Source organism: Loigolactobacillus iwatensis, from assembly GCF_003950295.1.
GTDB classification, from domain to species: Bacteria; Bacillota; Bacilli; order Lactobacillales; family Lactobacillaceae; genus Loigolactobacillus; species Loigolactobacillus iwatensis.
Genome location: NZ_RHNP01000001.1, coordinates 45,885 through 61,340 on the forward strand (window position 1 = coordinate 45,885; position 15,456 = coordinate 61,340).

15 protein-coding genes are annotated in these 15,456 nt (G+C 40.0%); 7 read left to right on the forward strand and 8 right to left on the reverse strand.

Features of this window, described 5'->3' with window-relative positions; all coding sequences use genetic code 11:
• Window positions 1–45 precede the first annotated feature (45 nt).
• Window positions 46–729 carry a class A sortase gene (locus EKM98_RS00230; protein ID WP_125979638.1) on the reverse strand — a complete coding sequence of 228 codons (684 nt, stop codon included), beginning with the start codon at window positions 727–729 and terminating at the stop codon, window positions 46–48.
• A gap of 142 nt (window positions 730–871) precedes the next feature.
• Window positions 872–1,042 (reverse strand): hypothetical protein, encoded by a 171-nt coding sequence (locus EKM98_RS12025; RefSeq protein ID WP_156520010.1) that lies wholly within the window; start codon window positions 1,040–1,042, stop codon window positions 872–874.
• 508 nt (window positions 1,043–1,550) lie between these two features.
• On the opposite strand from EKM98_RS12025, the gene EKM98_RS00235 reads away from it, so the two are divergent.
• Entirely contained in the window at window positions 1,551–2,396 is an 846-nt protein-coding gene (locus EKM98_RS00235) for a sulfite exporter TauE/SafE family protein (protein ID WP_068226076.1), read from the forward strand.
• A 2-nt stretch (window positions 2,397–2,398) separates the two neighbouring features.
• The gene (locus EKM98_RS00240) at window positions 2,399–2,776 is read left to right on the forward strand and encodes a DUF1634 domain-containing protein (RefSeq protein WP_125979639.1); all 378 of its coding nucleotides are present in this window, start codon (window positions 2,399–2,401) and stop codon (window positions 2,774–2,776) included.
• Window positions 2,777–3,209: 433 nt separating this feature from the next.
• Here EKM98_RS00240 and EKM98_RS00245 read toward each other — a convergent pair whose 3' ends face one another.
• On the reverse strand, window positions 3,210–4,028 hold the full coding sequence (locus EKM98_RS00245; RefSeq protein ID WP_125979641.1) for a Cof-type HAD-IIB family hydrolase: 819 nt from the start codon (window positions 4,026–4,028) through the stop codon (window positions 3,210–3,212).
• A 306-nt stretch (window positions 4,029–4,334) separates the two neighbouring features.
• Between EKM98_RS00245 and EKM98_RS00250 the strand changes: the two genes are divergently transcribed.
• From EKM98_RS00250 to EKM98_RS00260, 3 genes are all read left to right on the forward strand, one after another.
• Complete coding sequence (locus EKM98_RS00250; protein WP_068226073.1) at window positions 4,335–4,571, forward strand: hypothetical protein; 237 nt, start codon at window positions 4,335–4,337, stop codon at window positions 4,569–4,571.
• Between the two features lie 100 nt (window positions 4,572–4,671).
• Window positions 4,672–5,334 (forward strand): MerR family transcriptional regulator, encoded by a 663-nt coding sequence (locus tag EKM98_RS00255; protein ID WP_125979642.1) that lies wholly within the window; start codon window positions 4,672–4,674, stop codon window positions 5,332–5,334.
• 240 nt (window positions 5,335–5,574) lie between these two features.
• Window positions 5,575–5,829, forward strand: coding sequence for a hypothetical protein (locus EKM98_RS00260; protein WP_068226071.1), 255 nt, complete (start codon window positions 5,575–5,577; stop codon window positions 5,827–5,829).
• 257 nt (window positions 5,830–6,086) lie between these two features.
• On the opposite strand, the gene EKM98_RS00265 is transcribed toward EKM98_RS00260, so the two are convergent.
• The 5 genes from EKM98_RS00265 to nagE form a co-directional block, all read right to left on the reverse strand.
• Window positions 6,087–7,550 carry a glycoside hydrolase family 1 protein gene (locus tag EKM98_RS00265; protein ID WP_068226070.1) on the reverse strand — a complete coding sequence of 488 codons (1,464 nt, stop codon included), beginning with the start codon at window positions 7,548–7,550 and terminating at the stop codon, window positions 6,087–6,089.
• Window positions 7,543–9,447 carry a beta-glucoside-specific PTS transporter subunit IIABC gene (locus tag EKM98_RS00270; RefSeq protein WP_125979644.1) on the reverse strand — a complete coding sequence of 635 codons (1,905 nt, stop codon included), beginning with the start codon at window positions 9,445–9,447 and terminating at the stop codon, window positions 7,543–7,545. The genes EKM98_RS00265 and EKM98_RS00270 overlap by 8 nt, the downstream gene beginning before the upstream one ends.
• A 114-nt stretch (window positions 9,448–9,561) precedes the next feature.
• On the reverse strand, window positions 9,562–10,404 hold the full coding sequence (gene licT / locus EKM98_RS00275; RefSeq protein WP_068226068.1) for a BglG family transcription antiterminator LicT: 843 nt from the start codon (window positions 10,402–10,404) through the stop codon (window positions 9,562–9,564).
• 3 nt (window positions 10,405–10,407) lie between these two features.
• A complete protein-coding gene (locus tag EKM98_RS12030; RefSeq protein ID WP_156520008.1) occupies window positions 10,408–10,551 on the reverse strand; it encodes a hypothetical protein in 144 nt (47 codons plus the stop codon).
• 214 nt (window positions 10,552–10,765) lie between these two features.
• Entirely contained in the window at window positions 10,766–12,748 is a 1,983-nt protein-coding gene (nagE, locus tag EKM98_RS00280) for an N-acetylglucosamine-specific PTS transporter subunit IIBC (RefSeq protein ID WP_068279612.1), read from the reverse strand.
• A 462-nt stretch (window positions 12,749–13,210) separates the two neighbouring features.
• Between nagE and EKM98_RS00285 the strand changes: the two genes are divergently transcribed.
• Window positions 13,211–13,438 carry a FeoA family protein gene (locus EKM98_RS00285; protein WP_068226066.1) on the forward strand — a complete coding sequence of 76 codons (228 nt, stop codon included), beginning with the start codon at window positions 13,211–13,213 and terminating at the stop codon, window positions 13,436–13,438.
• The gene (feoB, locus tag EKM98_RS00290) at window positions 13,435–15,432 is read left to right on the forward strand and encodes a ferrous iron transport protein B (RefSeq protein WP_125979646.1); all 1,998 of its coding nucleotides are present in this window, start codon (window positions 13,435–13,437) and stop codon (window positions 15,430–15,432) included. The genes EKM98_RS00285 and feoB overlap by 4 nt, the downstream gene beginning before the upstream one ends.
• Window positions 15,433–15,456 lie beyond the last annotated feature (24 nt).

Genomic DNA, 15,456 nt, shown 5'->3' on the forward strand with positions numbered 1-15,456 from the left:
GCTTTTTAAACGCTACTAAACTAGATTTATTAAAAATATTTTAAGTTATTTTTTATTGAAAATGGCCAGCGTTTGTTTATTGGCCTTGGTTACTTGAACTAATTTCCCCCGAACAGCCAGGCGGTTAACCCCACCATCAGCGCAGGTAATTAACGTCACGATCTTCTTACCGGGCACATCATTAACCAAACTAGTGGCGTAAGGATTAACAACCTTCTTCATTGTTACCCGATAACGGTACACGTGCTCCAAGTTCGTCAAATAAACGGCATCCCCCAACTTGATATTATCAAGTGGTGAAAAAAGATTTGTTCCGTTATTCAACATATAGTGACCAGCCAGCGCGTAATTCCGTTTACCCATTTTCTGGCCAGACTTCATCGTTGCCCCACCAGTTGCTAGTGCATCATTGGACAGTCCCTTCACAACCGGCAAATGCATTCCTACGCTAGGAATACTCAATTTGCCAATCACTAAGAGCCCGTTTTGGTGAACTGCTGCATGGGCCACTTGATTAACGCCCAACGATTTTACCTGTTTAAAATTAAAGGTTGTTTTCTTCTTTTCATTTTTAGCGATTTTAGTCTTTGTTACTTGCTCTACTCTATTTTGGCCAACCTCTTTAATGACCCAATTCTTAATTGGTTCATTAAAGATTAAAACTAAACCAACGACTAATAATACGCCAATCAAAGTATTTATTAATATATTGCGCACGCGCTTAGACACATTAAGCACTCCTTTTTTGTAATTACCTTTTAGTTTAGCGCAAAGTAAGTATTCGGTCTAATACTCAAACAAAACTACCGAAGCCCCTTCTTTGGTAAGCTGCATCAACTAGTTAAATTTTGATTTAGCTTTTCTTTGCGAACTATTTACCAAGTTTGCGATAATCCTTAATAACAATAAAAATCCAAACCAGAACTAGAATGCCATAAACTAACGAGATATACCAACTATAATTAGCGTAAAAACTTTGACAAAATAAAAATAGCCAGGCCGCTAGTAGCCAAAGTGACGGTAACTTAATTATTTTCATCATTTACATTCTCACTTCTTTCTTAATGGTCGGAGCATCGTGGAAGGATCATTCAAATTCCACTCCAAAATACCACTGGATTAACGTTGATTCATTAATTTGTTTGCATGCCACTTATTTCATTTTAGATTAACCTTATTACTTAACCATAATACAGCAAAATAGTTGATTAGAATTTTTAATATTAAAAACTCTATGCTATTGTAATAATGGTTTCAGAATTATTTTTTTAGAAATATTTAACTATCTAGGCCGTGTTTGGAAATTATCTTTATTAGTTTCTCTCTGGCTAATTTAGTGGAACCGTGTTTGAAAAGCAACTTCCCGTAGTTAGGCCCGTGAATCAGACTTTTGGCGCACGTTCTAGCGTAATAATCTGCAATTGCGGAGTAGAATCTAACCGCTTTTTCAACCACTTCTTAGCGGATACATGTCTAAAAAATTAATTTTTATGATGTACCCTTACTTTGGTAATATTTTTCGCAATTATTTTGTAAAGAAGGTAATCCTTATGATTCACTCAGTTGTCATCATTCTTTGTGTCGGCGTACTCGCCGGTATTCTTGGTGCTATTCTAGGAATTGGTGGCGGTATTATCATCACCCCTGTTCTCACGTTGGCTTTTGGACTCGATATTAAATACGCCATCGGTGCCAGTATTATTTCCGTCATTGCCACTAGCTCAGGCGCAACCATCGCCTACGTCAAAGATGAACTGCTTAATTTAAGAGTTGCTATGTTTCTTGAAATCGCAACGACTGTCGGGGCAATTATCGGTGCAGTTCTAGTCGGAGTTGTTCACACCGGCTTTTTGTTCATTCTTTTTGGCTTACTCCTTTTATTTTCAGCTTGGAACATGTACGGCAAATTAAAATCCGGTAACGAGGTCCTCCATAAAGTGGAACCTGACAAAATCGCGCAACGATTGAGACTCAACAGTAGCTACTATGATAAAGCACTAAAAAAGCAAGTTGATTATCAAGTTGAAAATGTACCCGCTGGCTTTACCGTCATGTTTGGTGCTGGACTTGCCAGCGGCCTATTAGGAATCGGCAGTGGTGCCTTCAAAGTGATGGCAATGGATACTTTCATGAAAATGCCGCTAAAGCCTTCCAGTGCTACCAGTAATCTAATGATGGGCGTTACAGCGGCAGCAAGCGCAACCGTTTATTTCTTTAATGGCTCAATCAAACCGCAGATTGCCGCACCGTTAGCACTTGGTGTTTTGTTTGGCGCAACAATCGGAACGCGTATTATGCAGCGCCTAAAGCCACGCTGGATCCGAATTATCTTTATTCCGATCATTGGTTATATGGGCCTTGAGATGGTTCTCAAAGGATTCGGGGTGACAATTTAACTATGAAACAATCAACGAAAATGCAACAAGAAATGAATCAAGTTGAAAAGTTAATCGGTGTCATTTTACAAATTGGCGTGATCATCTCCGCTATTATTATTGGTGTGGGTCTATTAGCCCTCTTAATCACTGGTAAATCAGGCTATCCGGCCGGTAGTTTTCCTACCCATTTTGGCGCAATCTTTCGCGGAATCGCCCAGTTTAAACCCTACGCCATCATTATGCTTGGTCTTTTTGCACTTATTCTAACGCCCGTTTTACGAGTTGTCGTTTCAATTTACGCCTTTTTTAAAGAACGTGACCTGCTTTACGTTGTGATCACAACAATTGTTTTAATTATCCTGATTTTCGGGATGGCTATTGGTTACTTAGGCAAATAATTTCAACAAAAATCTAAATAGGCTACAGATAGAACGTTAAATTTTTTAACACCATTACTACTCCTTGAAATTAGATCATTAATTAATTTCAGGGAGTGTTTTTAGTGTCCGCCTTAAAGTCTTCCACCTGGACATCTAGTCAGACTGTGTTTAGGAATCATTTCTGTTACTATTTTCTTGATTGATTTAACCTAAGCCTGCCTGAGAAAATCCTTCTTAGGCTGCGACTCGGACTTCGGTTCATCCTAGTCCGATCGACATCGTCAGTAATGCTCGGAACCTAGGCGCTTTTTGAGACACTCTAATTTGCTGGAAACGTGTCTAAAAAAGCAGATTCCTGTGCTTAGCTACGCTCACCAAATTATCCGCTGCGCGAATAATTCGGCAAGCTAGGCTAATGCTCGGAACCTAGGCGCTTTTTGAGACACTCTTATTAGATTAATGCAAATTTTTCTAGCGCTTCGGCCACACCACTTTCATTATTAGTGGCCTGTGTGACGTAACCAGCGGCCTGCTTTACAGCCGCGGTACCATTTTGAACACTAACGCCGAGTCCAGCTGCGTTTAACATGGCCAAATCATTACTATTATCCCCGATTGCCATAATTTCACTTGGCTTTACCCGTAATTGCTTAGCTAACTGTAAAGTTGCTGTTCCCTTATCAATGCCGGCAGGGTTAAACTCAACGTAACGATTAGAGGAAAAAGTAATCGTTAGTTCATCTGGCAGTAGTGCAGCTACCGCTTGGCTTAATTCTTTTCTAAATGCAGGATCATCGGCCTGATACAAAATTTTAACCAATGGCTGCTGCTTTAGGCCATCAATATTAGATGATGTTAAAATGTCGAAATCAGCAACCCGTTGCTTAATATAATGAAGTTCTTGGTCACTTGGACGCCACATATACAGACCTTGAACGGCGTAAATATGAACAGTGACGTTCCGTTTAACGGCGTAATCAAAAATCTGTTTGACAGTTTCAAAAGGCATTTGATTAACGGTTAGAATCTGGTTGGCGCGATTTTCAACAATGGCACCACCATTATAGGCAATCACGTATTGATTCGGCTTATCGATTAAACCTAGCTGCTTTAGATTATCTTGCACAGATAAAAAACTTCTACCTGTGTTTAACACAAAGTGGCCACCCTGTGCCGTAAAGGCCTTAATAGCCTGCTCATTCTTCTTTGAAATTTTGGCCTGATTATCTAGTAAAGTTTCATCCATATCACAGACGATCATTTTATACATTTAAGATTCCTCCATTAATTACACGCTTACATTCATTTTAGCATACCTTGCTGAAATCATTGAACGAGTTAAACTTCCTAGAGCGTGTTGGAAAAAGCGTTTAGCTTCTACTCCGCAATTGAGGATTACTAACGATATCGAGCGGACTAACCCAACACGCTACCTGACTTACAAAATTATCGCAAATAATGAAAATTCCTGTTAAGCTGAAAGTGATCATTGTTTTATAATGGTCAAAAGTACACTAACGACTTGCTACTTTTGAAAATATTTCTACCATAAAAATTTCAATTTGAGGTGTTTGCTATGTTGTTGATTAGTCTCTGCATTATTGGTTTTTTAGCCGTAAGTATCTACACGACACTAAAAATTAATAGTCTTGGCAGTTTGCTCGTTAATGTTATTGCCTATTTTGCCCTTTACTGTGCGCTAGAAATTGTTGGTATAGCAGGCCTCGCTAAGGCAATTGCCGTTTTCTTTAGCTTTTTCTTTGTTGTCGTCATGGCTATTATTAGTTTTTATCGTCAGGCCCACTCTAAATAAAACTATTTATCAAAAAAGCCCTGACAGTCGCTTTTTGATGCGCTATAATAAGTTAAGCGGCGTTTTAAGCGCGCTAATTTCTGGAGTAAAGGTGATTATAATGAAAAATGTTGCGGGTCAAGAATACCAGACGCCACGTCAAACTGCAGATCAACTTGACATCAGTCCGCAAACCCTGCGTTCCTATTCAGGTTTAGTCGAAAAAGTCACACATCGAACTGATTACTTCCATCGTGATCAAAATAACGGCCGTCTCTATAGTGCTCAAAATATCACTGATTTGGCACAAGTAAATATCATAAAAAAAGAACACAATAAAACTTTGAAAAACGCTATTAGTGAAGTATTCGGTCAACAGATTATTTCTGAAGCACCTACTAGTAGCACTGCAACTCCTGCAAAATCAACTTTGCCGGCAGAGGCCTCAGCGGCAACTCCCGACAACTCTACTGACAATGATAATTTAGCGCCGGTACTTTATACATTAAAACAACTATCTGACCAAAACACTGAAGTTGTTGGCCAACTCAAAAAGTTGCAAGAGCAGTTAGATGAAACAAACGATAAGTACGAACACCTGCTGAAGGCAATTGAGGTACGTAAGTCGACGACTAGTAGCGAAGCAACTACTACTGCCAACTCAGCAGCGACCACACCAGCTAACACAGAGGCCAATAATAAGCCACGAACACTGGCAGATATGCAAACTCAATCAACCGAAACCAAAAAGGGCTTCTGGTCACGGTTGTTCTCTCGCGATTAGTAGAATTAAAAAAATAGTTAAGTTCTGACTTTTTAAACACGCTTACATTAAATTATCCGGAGAAGTTACTTTTCCATATACCTCTTCGAATAGCAACAACAAATAGTTTCAAGATACATTTTTAATGTGTCTTGAAGAAGGTTCTCTAATAATTAATTAGATTACTATTGCACTTTTTGTATCATTAGTATATATTTATCATATAATAATACTAAATTAATTTAGAGAGGTCTGCTTGATTTGCTAAATTACTATTACGGCTTCTTTGCCATTAACGAAATTAAAGTCCCAACCAAAGATCGGCGCTTCAATATTACACAATTACATCGTCAGTTAACGATGTCGCTTACTGTTACCAGTGAGGCAATTGCACTGCTTAATCGACAGGTATCTATTCAAGGCTTAATTGAAAGTTTTCTTAATAAATTAGGTCACCATCCAGTTGAGCGGGACTATACGATTGATCAGAATAATTTTCCTGACTACCTTAATTAACTAAAAGTATTTGGAAAATTGCTTAGCGTCTATTTCTGCACTGAGGACCATTGCTTGCTTCATTAGACAAGGTGTCGATCGGACTAAAATAAACTGAAGTCCGAATCGCAGTTTAGATTGACCTAATTTTTGCCGGTATTTTATTACTGAATTGTTTTAGACGTGCTCAATTAGCGAAAATAAACCAAATACATGAAAAAACACTACTGAATTTAATTAAATTCAGTAGTGTTTTTTCATGTACCTTCAGTTATTACTTAATCAGTTAAGTCCTCACCGTTTGACGCAATAACTTTTTTATACCAGTAGAAGGAATCCTTTTTAATTCGATCTAAGCTACCTTTGCCTTGATCATCCTGATCAACATAAATGAAGCCGTACCGCTTGGACATTTCTGAGGTTGAGAAGCTGATCAAATCAATTGGTCCCCACATTGTGTAACCCATTAACTGAACACCATCTTCAGTGGCTTCCTTCATTTGCTGGATATGCTGACGTAAATAATCAATTCGGTAATCATCATGCACCTTACCGTCCGACGTTAATTGATCAACAGCACCGAGACCATTTTCTACTACGAACAGTGGCTTTCGGTAACGATCCCACATTTCATCTAGCGTAACGCGTAAACCAATTGGATCAATTTGCCAGCCCCAATCTGATTCTTGTAAATATGGGTTCCGGCCACCAGTTGCCATATTTCCGTTTACTTGTTCGCCTTCATCCGCCTTAGTGACAGTTGTCATATAGTAACTAAAACTAATGAAATCAACTGGGTATTTGGCTAAGATGGCTTCATCGTCCGCTGCCATCTTAATTTCAATCTTATTTTCGGCAAAATAACGGTTCATATATTCTGGATACTCACCACGTGCTTGAACATCCGTAAAGAATAGGTTTTTATCATCCTCAAGTTGTGCCGCGCGGACATCCACTGGGTTGGGTGTTCCAGGATATGTTTGCATTCGAGCTAGCATACAACCCATTTTAGCCTTGGGATCAATCTCACGTAACTGTTTTGTTGCAATGGCACTTGCAACAAACTGATGGTGCAATGCCTGGTAACGCATCTGCAATTGCTTTGCTCGCGTTTCATGACTGTCCAGCACCCCAGTTGCGTGGAAGCCCCACGTTCCGGTATTGATTTCGTTAAACGTCAACCAATATGGTACTTTGCCCTTAAACCGTTTAAAGACGGTTTCAGTAAAATGATTAAACGCCTTAATCGTATCGCGACTCAGCCAACCATTTTGCCTTAACGTCAAAGCAATTGGCATCTCATAATGTGAAAGTGTCACTAATGGTTTGATATCATATTTGGCCAATTCATCGATGACCTTCTCGTAGAAAGCCAACCCAGCCTCGTTTGGCTGTGCATCGTCACCATTAGGAAAGATTCGTGACCAAGCAATGGAAAAACGATAAACCTTAAAACCCATTTCAGCAAATAATTTGATATCTTCTTTATAGTGATGGTAAAAATCAACACCCCGTCGTTTTGGATAATCGGCAGCGGACTTATCCGCTAAAGCAGCCTGAATCGACTCCTTGTCAACATCGTCCATTGACATGTGTTTACGGTCAGTTGTCTTACGAACAACTTCGGCGGTTGTTAAACCTTTGCCGTCCACATTCCAAGCACCTTCAACTTGATTGGCGGCTGTCGCACCACCCCAGAGGAAATCATCTGGAAACTGTTTAGGAAACGTCGTCTTATACATTTTGTACCACTCCTTGATCTGCATTTTCTGTTTTTGCACTTAAATTTAACAACCAATTATTTTTCGCTTCAGTAGCAGAAGTTGGTTTAACGTCTGCGTAATCATTAGTATTGGTAACAATGACCATCACAGTTGTATCGTAACCTGCATCCGCAATCTTTTCACGGTCAAATTTAACCAATGATTGTCCTTGCTTGATAACATCATTTTGCTTAACTAATGTTTCAAAATATTTACCATTAAGTTTAACTGTATCAATCCCGATGTGAACCAAAATCTCGGCGCCTTCATTAGAAGTGACACCAATCGCGTGGCCTGTTGGGTAAACGGCTGTTACAGTCCCGTTAACGGGTGATTTAACTAAGCCATTCGTTGGTACAATTGCTAAACCTTTGCCCATTGCTTCGGAAGCAAATACTTCATCCTTGACACTCGTTAAAGGAATAATTGTTCCTTCAACAGGTGCTAAGATGGTTTCAGTTCCCTTGCTAGTTGGCAAATCGGCCTTAGTTGACTCAGAATCGGTACTCGTATCTTCTGTAAAGCCAACGATGTACGTTAAAACAGTGGCCAAAATAAAGGCAACTAGTAGGCCGGTAATTTCACCAATAAAACCTTTGCCGAGGTACGTTGGTAATGACAATAGACTTGGTAGTGTGAATGATGAAGCATGAACTTGGAATCCACCAATAATACCACCACCGATGGCACCAGCAATAACGGCACAAACAAATGGTCGTTTCAGCTTTAAAGTAACCCCGTAAATAGCTGGTTCAGTAATACCAAAAATACCGGTAACACTGGCAGAACCAGCCAATGACTTCATTTTTTTATCTTTTGATTTCAAGAAAACGCCAAGTGCAGCGCCAGCCTGAGAAAGTACGGCCGCACTCAAGATTGGCAGCAATGGATCATAGCCCATCTTGGAAATGTTATTCATCATTAACGGGACAAACGTCCAGTGAACACCGAAAATGACGAAGACTTGCCAGAAAGCACCCATGATCATTCCAGCCAAAATAGGTGCAAAATTATAAATACCGAAGACACCCTTAGCTAATAAATTACTAATTGTCGCACCAACTGGTCCAACAACGATTAACGTTAAAGGCACCATGATGATTAGTGAAACTAATGGCGTGAAAATATTCCGAATGGCATCCGGGAATATTTTATCCAAAAATGGTTCTAAATAAGATAATGCCCAAACGGCCAACAATATTGGAATAACGGTTGACGTATACGTCGTTGGAACCACTGGAATGCCCAGAAACCGCAATGTTTGACCGTTAGTCGCAGCAGTAACCAATGTTGGATAGAGTAACGAGGTGGCCAACGCAACAGCGACGTACTGGTTAACCTTTAATTGCTTGGCAGCCGTGAAGGCCAAGAATATTGGTAAGAAGTAAAAAATTGAGTCACCGGCTGCGTAAAGAATCTTGTACGTCCCACTAGAAACGGTTAACCAATTAAAGGCAACACATAGGGCCAACAACCCTTTTAAGATCCCGGCACCGGCTAAGGCACCCAAGAATGGTGTAAAAATACCTGAAATAAACGCAATGAAACGATTAAGTAGGTTTTTGCCTTTAGATTGAGACTTGTCGTCTTGTGCTGGTGCTTGGGCCTCCGTAGCGTCATCTGGATTATCAATTCCGGCCTGATCCGCTAATTCGTCAAACACTTTGGCAATCGAGTTACCAATAACGACTTGGTACTGGCCGGCACTTTTAACGACGGTAATAACACCATCTAAATCCTCAATCTTTTTAGTTTGTGCCTTATCTTCAGAGTTAAGCTTAAACCGTATTCGTGTTGCACAATGCCACGCTGAATTAATATTTTCTTTCCCGCCGACGTCTTTTAAAATTTCACCAGCTAATGCTTTATAATCCAAAATGATCACCTCTCTAAAATAATAAAAACCCAAATATCCAGTTGCCCTGACACAAGCAACTACATATTTGGGTTTTGCCTAATCGAATTAGTTACAATCCCGTTACTTATAAAATTATCCTTCATCCACCACACGCTGAATGTGCATTGTGAGGTAGACTTGTTCATTCATTGAAATCGTTTCGTTCATTGACTGCTCAATAAATGCTTTAATCTTCTCAACGCAAGTGAATGCGTCAGGATATTTCTGGGCAATATGGTCAAATAAGAAATGGTCATCATCCGTCTTATCGACTACCGGCCCCTTTTTAGTAATTCGTTCCGCGAAAAAGCGCAAATGAACCAAGAACCGCTGATAACTAATTGACTCAGTTTTAAAATCAATCTTTAGTTGATATTTGACAATATTTAAAACATCGTTAATCAACTTGGTCATCGCTAACGTCTCATCTTCATTGCCTCGGCCCATGCTGTTCTCAACAAATTTAAAGGCAATGAACCCGGCTTCATCATCAGGTAGTTGAATATTAAACGTTTGCTGAATAATCTCCAGCGCCCGTTGTCCAACCAAGTATTCCTGCTGGTATATCCGTTGAATTTCCCAAAGCATTTCGTTATGAATCACAATTTTCTTTTTTTGCCGGACAATCGCAAAATGAATGTGATCGGTAAGTGCAATCAACAGGTATTCATTAAATTTCGTATTCAATAGTTGCTCTGCATATTCAATAATTTGCGAAGAAACTTCAAAATATTCAGGTGAAATATCCTGCATCAAATCTCGAAAAATACCAAGCCATTTTTCTTCTGTTGGTGCATAGATTTTGCTAACCTTAGTTTCATCAACTTCCTGACCTGCTTTTTTCTGGAATGCTAAACCTTTACCGATCAAAACAGCTTCATGATGATCCTGTTCAGCGAGTAATACATTATTATTGAAAATTTTTTTAATCTTCATGAATCACTCCCCCTGAATAGATTGTTCACCCAAAAAGTATAAAAGCCTGATAAAATCAGTTGGATAACCGCTTTCATTACGGCTAACAACTGGCTTATCAGGTTTTGCCCACATAATCTGCGGTAACAATCCTTTATCTGTAAACACAGTTTAAATCATCCTAAAATTGATTGCAATGGTTTAGACCAATTTTTTCATCACAATTAAAATCCTAAAAAAGCCTTTTCTTCCTATTTATTAAGTGCTTTCCTACAAAAAAAAGAACCAATTATTCGTTTTTAGTCTGTCTTTTTGGCGCACTAACATCTAAAAACCTAATAATTAATTCCCTTAAATTTTAAATCAATTTTTTATGGCTACTTTATTTTGTTGATACTTCGGCAATAGCTTGACCTGCCTCAATTTGACCTGATTCTTGTTTAAGGTCAACACTAGCAACCAGTGGCATATTCGTTAAAATAACCATCATTGTTGTTTCCTTTTCGGCGGCCTTAATTGCCGCTAAATCGGCCGTAGCAACTAAATCACCGTGTTTCACTTTTTGCCCTTCAGTCACTGCAATCGTAAATGGCGCTCCCTTTAACTCAACTGTATTAATTCCCATATGAAGTAAAACTTCTAACCCAGCAGCAGTTTTGAAGCCAATCGCATGTTTAGTTGGAAAAATGCTCGTGACTTCAGCGTCCACTGGCGCCACAATCTGCCCAGAGGTTGGTTCAATTGCGTAGCCATCGCCTAACATCTTCTGCGCAAAGGTAGAATCAGCAACTTTGGTAATCGACATTGCCTCACCACTAGCCACCGCGTAGAAGTCTTCCGTTACGCTTTTTACTTTAGCTGCTGGCGTTGCTGTCACACTGGCACTTGCCACAGGTTCGGCCGAGGTTGCTAAGGCCCTCATTGGTGCTCCGGTATTAAATAACTGGCTTAAGGCGTCGGCAACAAATTGAACTTCTGTACCGATGACGATTTGAATATTATGTTGATCCAAAACGTTGATTCCGGCGGCACCGGCAGCTTTAACAACTGGTTGATTAACTTTCTTTGTATCTTGTAATTGTAATCGTAACCGCGTTGTACAGTTGTCAATCACCTTAATATTATCCTTGCCACCGATTGCGGCGTAAATTCGTTTAGCCTGGCGGGTAAATTTATCATCGTCAGGGTCATCATCCACTAATTCATCCGCATCCGTTAACGGCTCACGACCTGGCGTCATCAAATTAAATCGTTGAATTGCAAAATTAAAGCCAAAGTAATAAATAACGGCCATCACAACACCCTGAACCAATAACATGTAAGGCATGTTTGCTAGGGGCATTCTAAAACTGAGTAGATAATCCACGAGCCCAGCACTAAACGCAAACCCAGCAGTCCAATGCATAAATGCTGCAAACGCTAGTGACAACCCAGTGAAAACGGCGTGTAACAAGTAAAGTGGCCAAGCCACAAACATGAAAGAAAATTCTAGTGGTTCAGTGACCCCGGTAAAAAAAGAGGCAAAACCAGCAGCCATCATCAATGACTTTGTTTCTGCTTTACGCTCAGGTAAGGCATTTTTATAAATCGCATAGGCACCGGCCGGCAAACCAAACATCATCACCGGGAAGAATCCAGCCTGGTACATACCGGTAACACCTTTGACCCCAGTACCTGCCCAAAAATTACCAATATCATTAATACCAGCAACGTTAAACCAGAAAACTGAATTTAACGCCTGGTGTAGGCCAGTTGGAATCAATAGCCGATTGAAGAATCCATAAAGTCCGGCACCGATCGGCCCAAGTCCAACCATCCATTTACTAAAGGCAATTAAAGCAGTGTAGACAACCGGCCAAACGAATAATAGGATCGCCGTAACGACCAACATACTCAAGGCCGACATAATGGGAACTAATCGCTTACCACTAAAGAATGAAATCGCCATTGGCAACTTAACTTTATGAAAACGATTATACATCGCCGCTGCAACCAGGCCAGCCACAATACCAATAAAAACGTTTGAATCAGTGATTGCGGTAAATGCTGGTGCTACCTGACTTACCTTAATCCCTTCCAATAAAGCAACGTTCTTTGGCATCAATATGTAACGCGGCACAATATAGGCAACCACACCCGCTAATGCGGCCGCCCCATCTTTATCTTCCGCCATGCCAAACGCCAAACCAACAGCAAACAGTAACGACAAATAACTTAAAATGGCCGTTCCACCAACTTGCAAGAATTGTGCGATTGCCCAATTCTTTGGCAGCATATGACCGATACCTTCTAAAATCGCTGCTGCAGGCAAAACAGCAACGGGTAACATTAATGAACGTCCAATTCGCTGAAAGTACGTCTTCATTTTCATTCCCTCTCTCTTATACGTAGACATTTTAATGAAAGAAAGTAATGAAAGCAAGCCATAATTGATATAATAGATAGTATACCAATATTAAAAACTAACATCAGTTTGAGACATTTAGACTAGAAAATCGTTTTCAACCAACATTTAGTACTATTGGTAAAATGGCTTAAAATGGCCAACTGTCAGTTTTTAAGTTACTAATTAGTTTTATGAAGCTGTCACGACGTGTTATCTAAGAATTTATTAATTTTTTTTTAATCTGATTCAAATTAAATAATTTTTTGTCTAAATATGACAAAATGATTACAAATGATTTTCAATGTCAATTAGTTTTCGTAATTTCAACTAATTAAAGGCGCTTTGCTTTATAATGACAATATGAATTTTGTTTATGGATCTATAAACGATTCAGTTCACATTTTGTTGGTCATTTAATTCAGCTTTTTAGGAGTTGAGCCTATGTTTTTATTTAAGCAAACGCCCTCAGAGACGTTTTACATACATGATTTAACTGCACTTGACGAGAAAACACAGCATCGCTTACGTGATCTCGGGTTAACCCTTGGGAAGAAGGTTAAGATTATTCGTCGTTATCCATTTAACGGCCCGATTATCATCACCTTCGATCAACAACGTGTCGGTTTACGCAGACAACTAGTGGCCCAGCTAAAGGGGGGAACCTTATGACGACAATTGCGCTATTTGGTAACCCTAATACTGGGAAAACAACCCTATTTAATCGCTTAACCGATTCCTACGCTTACATGGGAAATTGGAGCGGCGTAACGGTTGAAAAAAAAGTTGGTGCCATTAAAAATAGCCAGCTAGCCGTTGTCGACCTTCCCGGAGTTTATTCACTGAATCCGCTGACGAAGGATGAGGCCGTTGCAACTAATTTTTTACTTAACGAACCACAAGACATCATCCTCAACGTAGCTAATGCGGCTCAGCTTAAACGTAACTTACTGCTTTCCATTGAGCTGCTCGAATTTGGTAAACCAACAATCATTGCCTTAAATATGATTGATAGTTTGCGCAAATTAGGCATCAGCTATAACCTTGATGTTTTACGTCATGCCTTTGGTTGTAATCTAGTCGCGACAAATGCTCGGGGTAATAAAGGTGTTCAGGATCTTAAGCAACAGTTCTTACAAGCTGAGCCTGATTTAACCCCCAATACATTTAAGCTAGAATATAGCTCGGCCATTCAAACGGCAATTAAGCAGGCTGTTCGTGGCTTGCAACGTAACTATAATTTAGGTGAACAATTTGCCAGTTGGCTGGCCATTCAGTTTATGAACGCTAACAAGGCCGTAATTACCTATGCAAAAGAAAATAATCTGACGCCACTACTTAACCAACAGCCGTACTATGAGGCGCAACATTTTGCCGACAAAATTTATCAAGCGCGCTTGGAATTTATTGAGGCAACTTTAAAAGAAGCTCGCCAGCAGGCCCAAAATCCACGAATTACTGATATTACGGCTAAAATTGATCGGGTTGTAACCAATCCCGTACTTGGTTTACCAATCTTTGCCGGTATCTTCTTTCTAATGTTCAAATTAACCTTTGATTGGGTGGGAACGCCATTATCAAATATTTTAGATCAATTTATTTCTGGCCCACTTTCTAGTAGCGCCAATCAATTATTAACAACGCTGGGGGCACTCCCTTTTCTTCGTTCTTTGATCGTTGATGGTATCATCGCCGGCGTTGGTGGTGTCCTGGTTTTTATGCCCCAAATTTTTATGTTATTTGCCTGTATTTCGATACTAGAGGATTCCGGCTACATGGCCCGTGCGGCCTTAGTAATGGATAAATTAATGTCACTGGTTGGTTTAAATGGCAAGGCCTTTATCCCTTTAATTATCGGCTTTGGTTGCAATGTTCCAGGAATTATGGCGGCTCGGACAATCGAACAACCTAAGGAACGGCTGATCACAACATTAATTTCACCCTATATGAGTTGTTCAGCGCGCTTGCCAATTTACAGTCTTTTCGTTGCCGCCTTTTTTAGTAAACACCAAGCAGCCATTGTTTTGTCGCTCTACTTTTTAGGAATTGCGGTTGCCTTAGTTTTGGCTAAAATTTACCAGAGTGTTTTCCATTCTGAAGAGACTTCCGTTTTTATGATTGAATTGCCGGAATACCATATGCCACAGGCCAACATTATTTTACAGGGAACGTGGGATAAGGGTAAGGGCTTTATTCATAAAGCAGGTACCGTTATTTTTGGTGGGACTGTCATGATTTGGTTGCTTAGCTACCTTGGACCATCTGGTGTTGCTACAAACGTTGGGCAAAGTTTTTCGGCTTTGATCGGCCGTAGTTTGTTGCCCCTCTTCCATCCTATTGGCATCACCTCATGGGAAGCCATCAGCGCTATTTTAACTGGCGTTCTGGCCAAAGAGGTCGTTGGTTCAACACTAATGGTGCTTTACCATACTGCTGGCCGTTCAATGTTGGTTGCGGCGCTGGCTCACTTGTTTACCCCATTATCGGCCTACGCTTTTCTAGTTTTTATCTTGCTTTACATTCCCTGCTTTGCAACAATTGCTATTATCAAGGCAGAGACTGGCACATGGAAATGGGCCGCTTACTCAGTTGTTGTCAGTTTACTAGTTGCTTATGGTCTCGCCTTCTTCATTTATCAAGGTGGCTTACTTATCGGACTTCGCTGATCAAACTAAAATGGAGGAAAATTA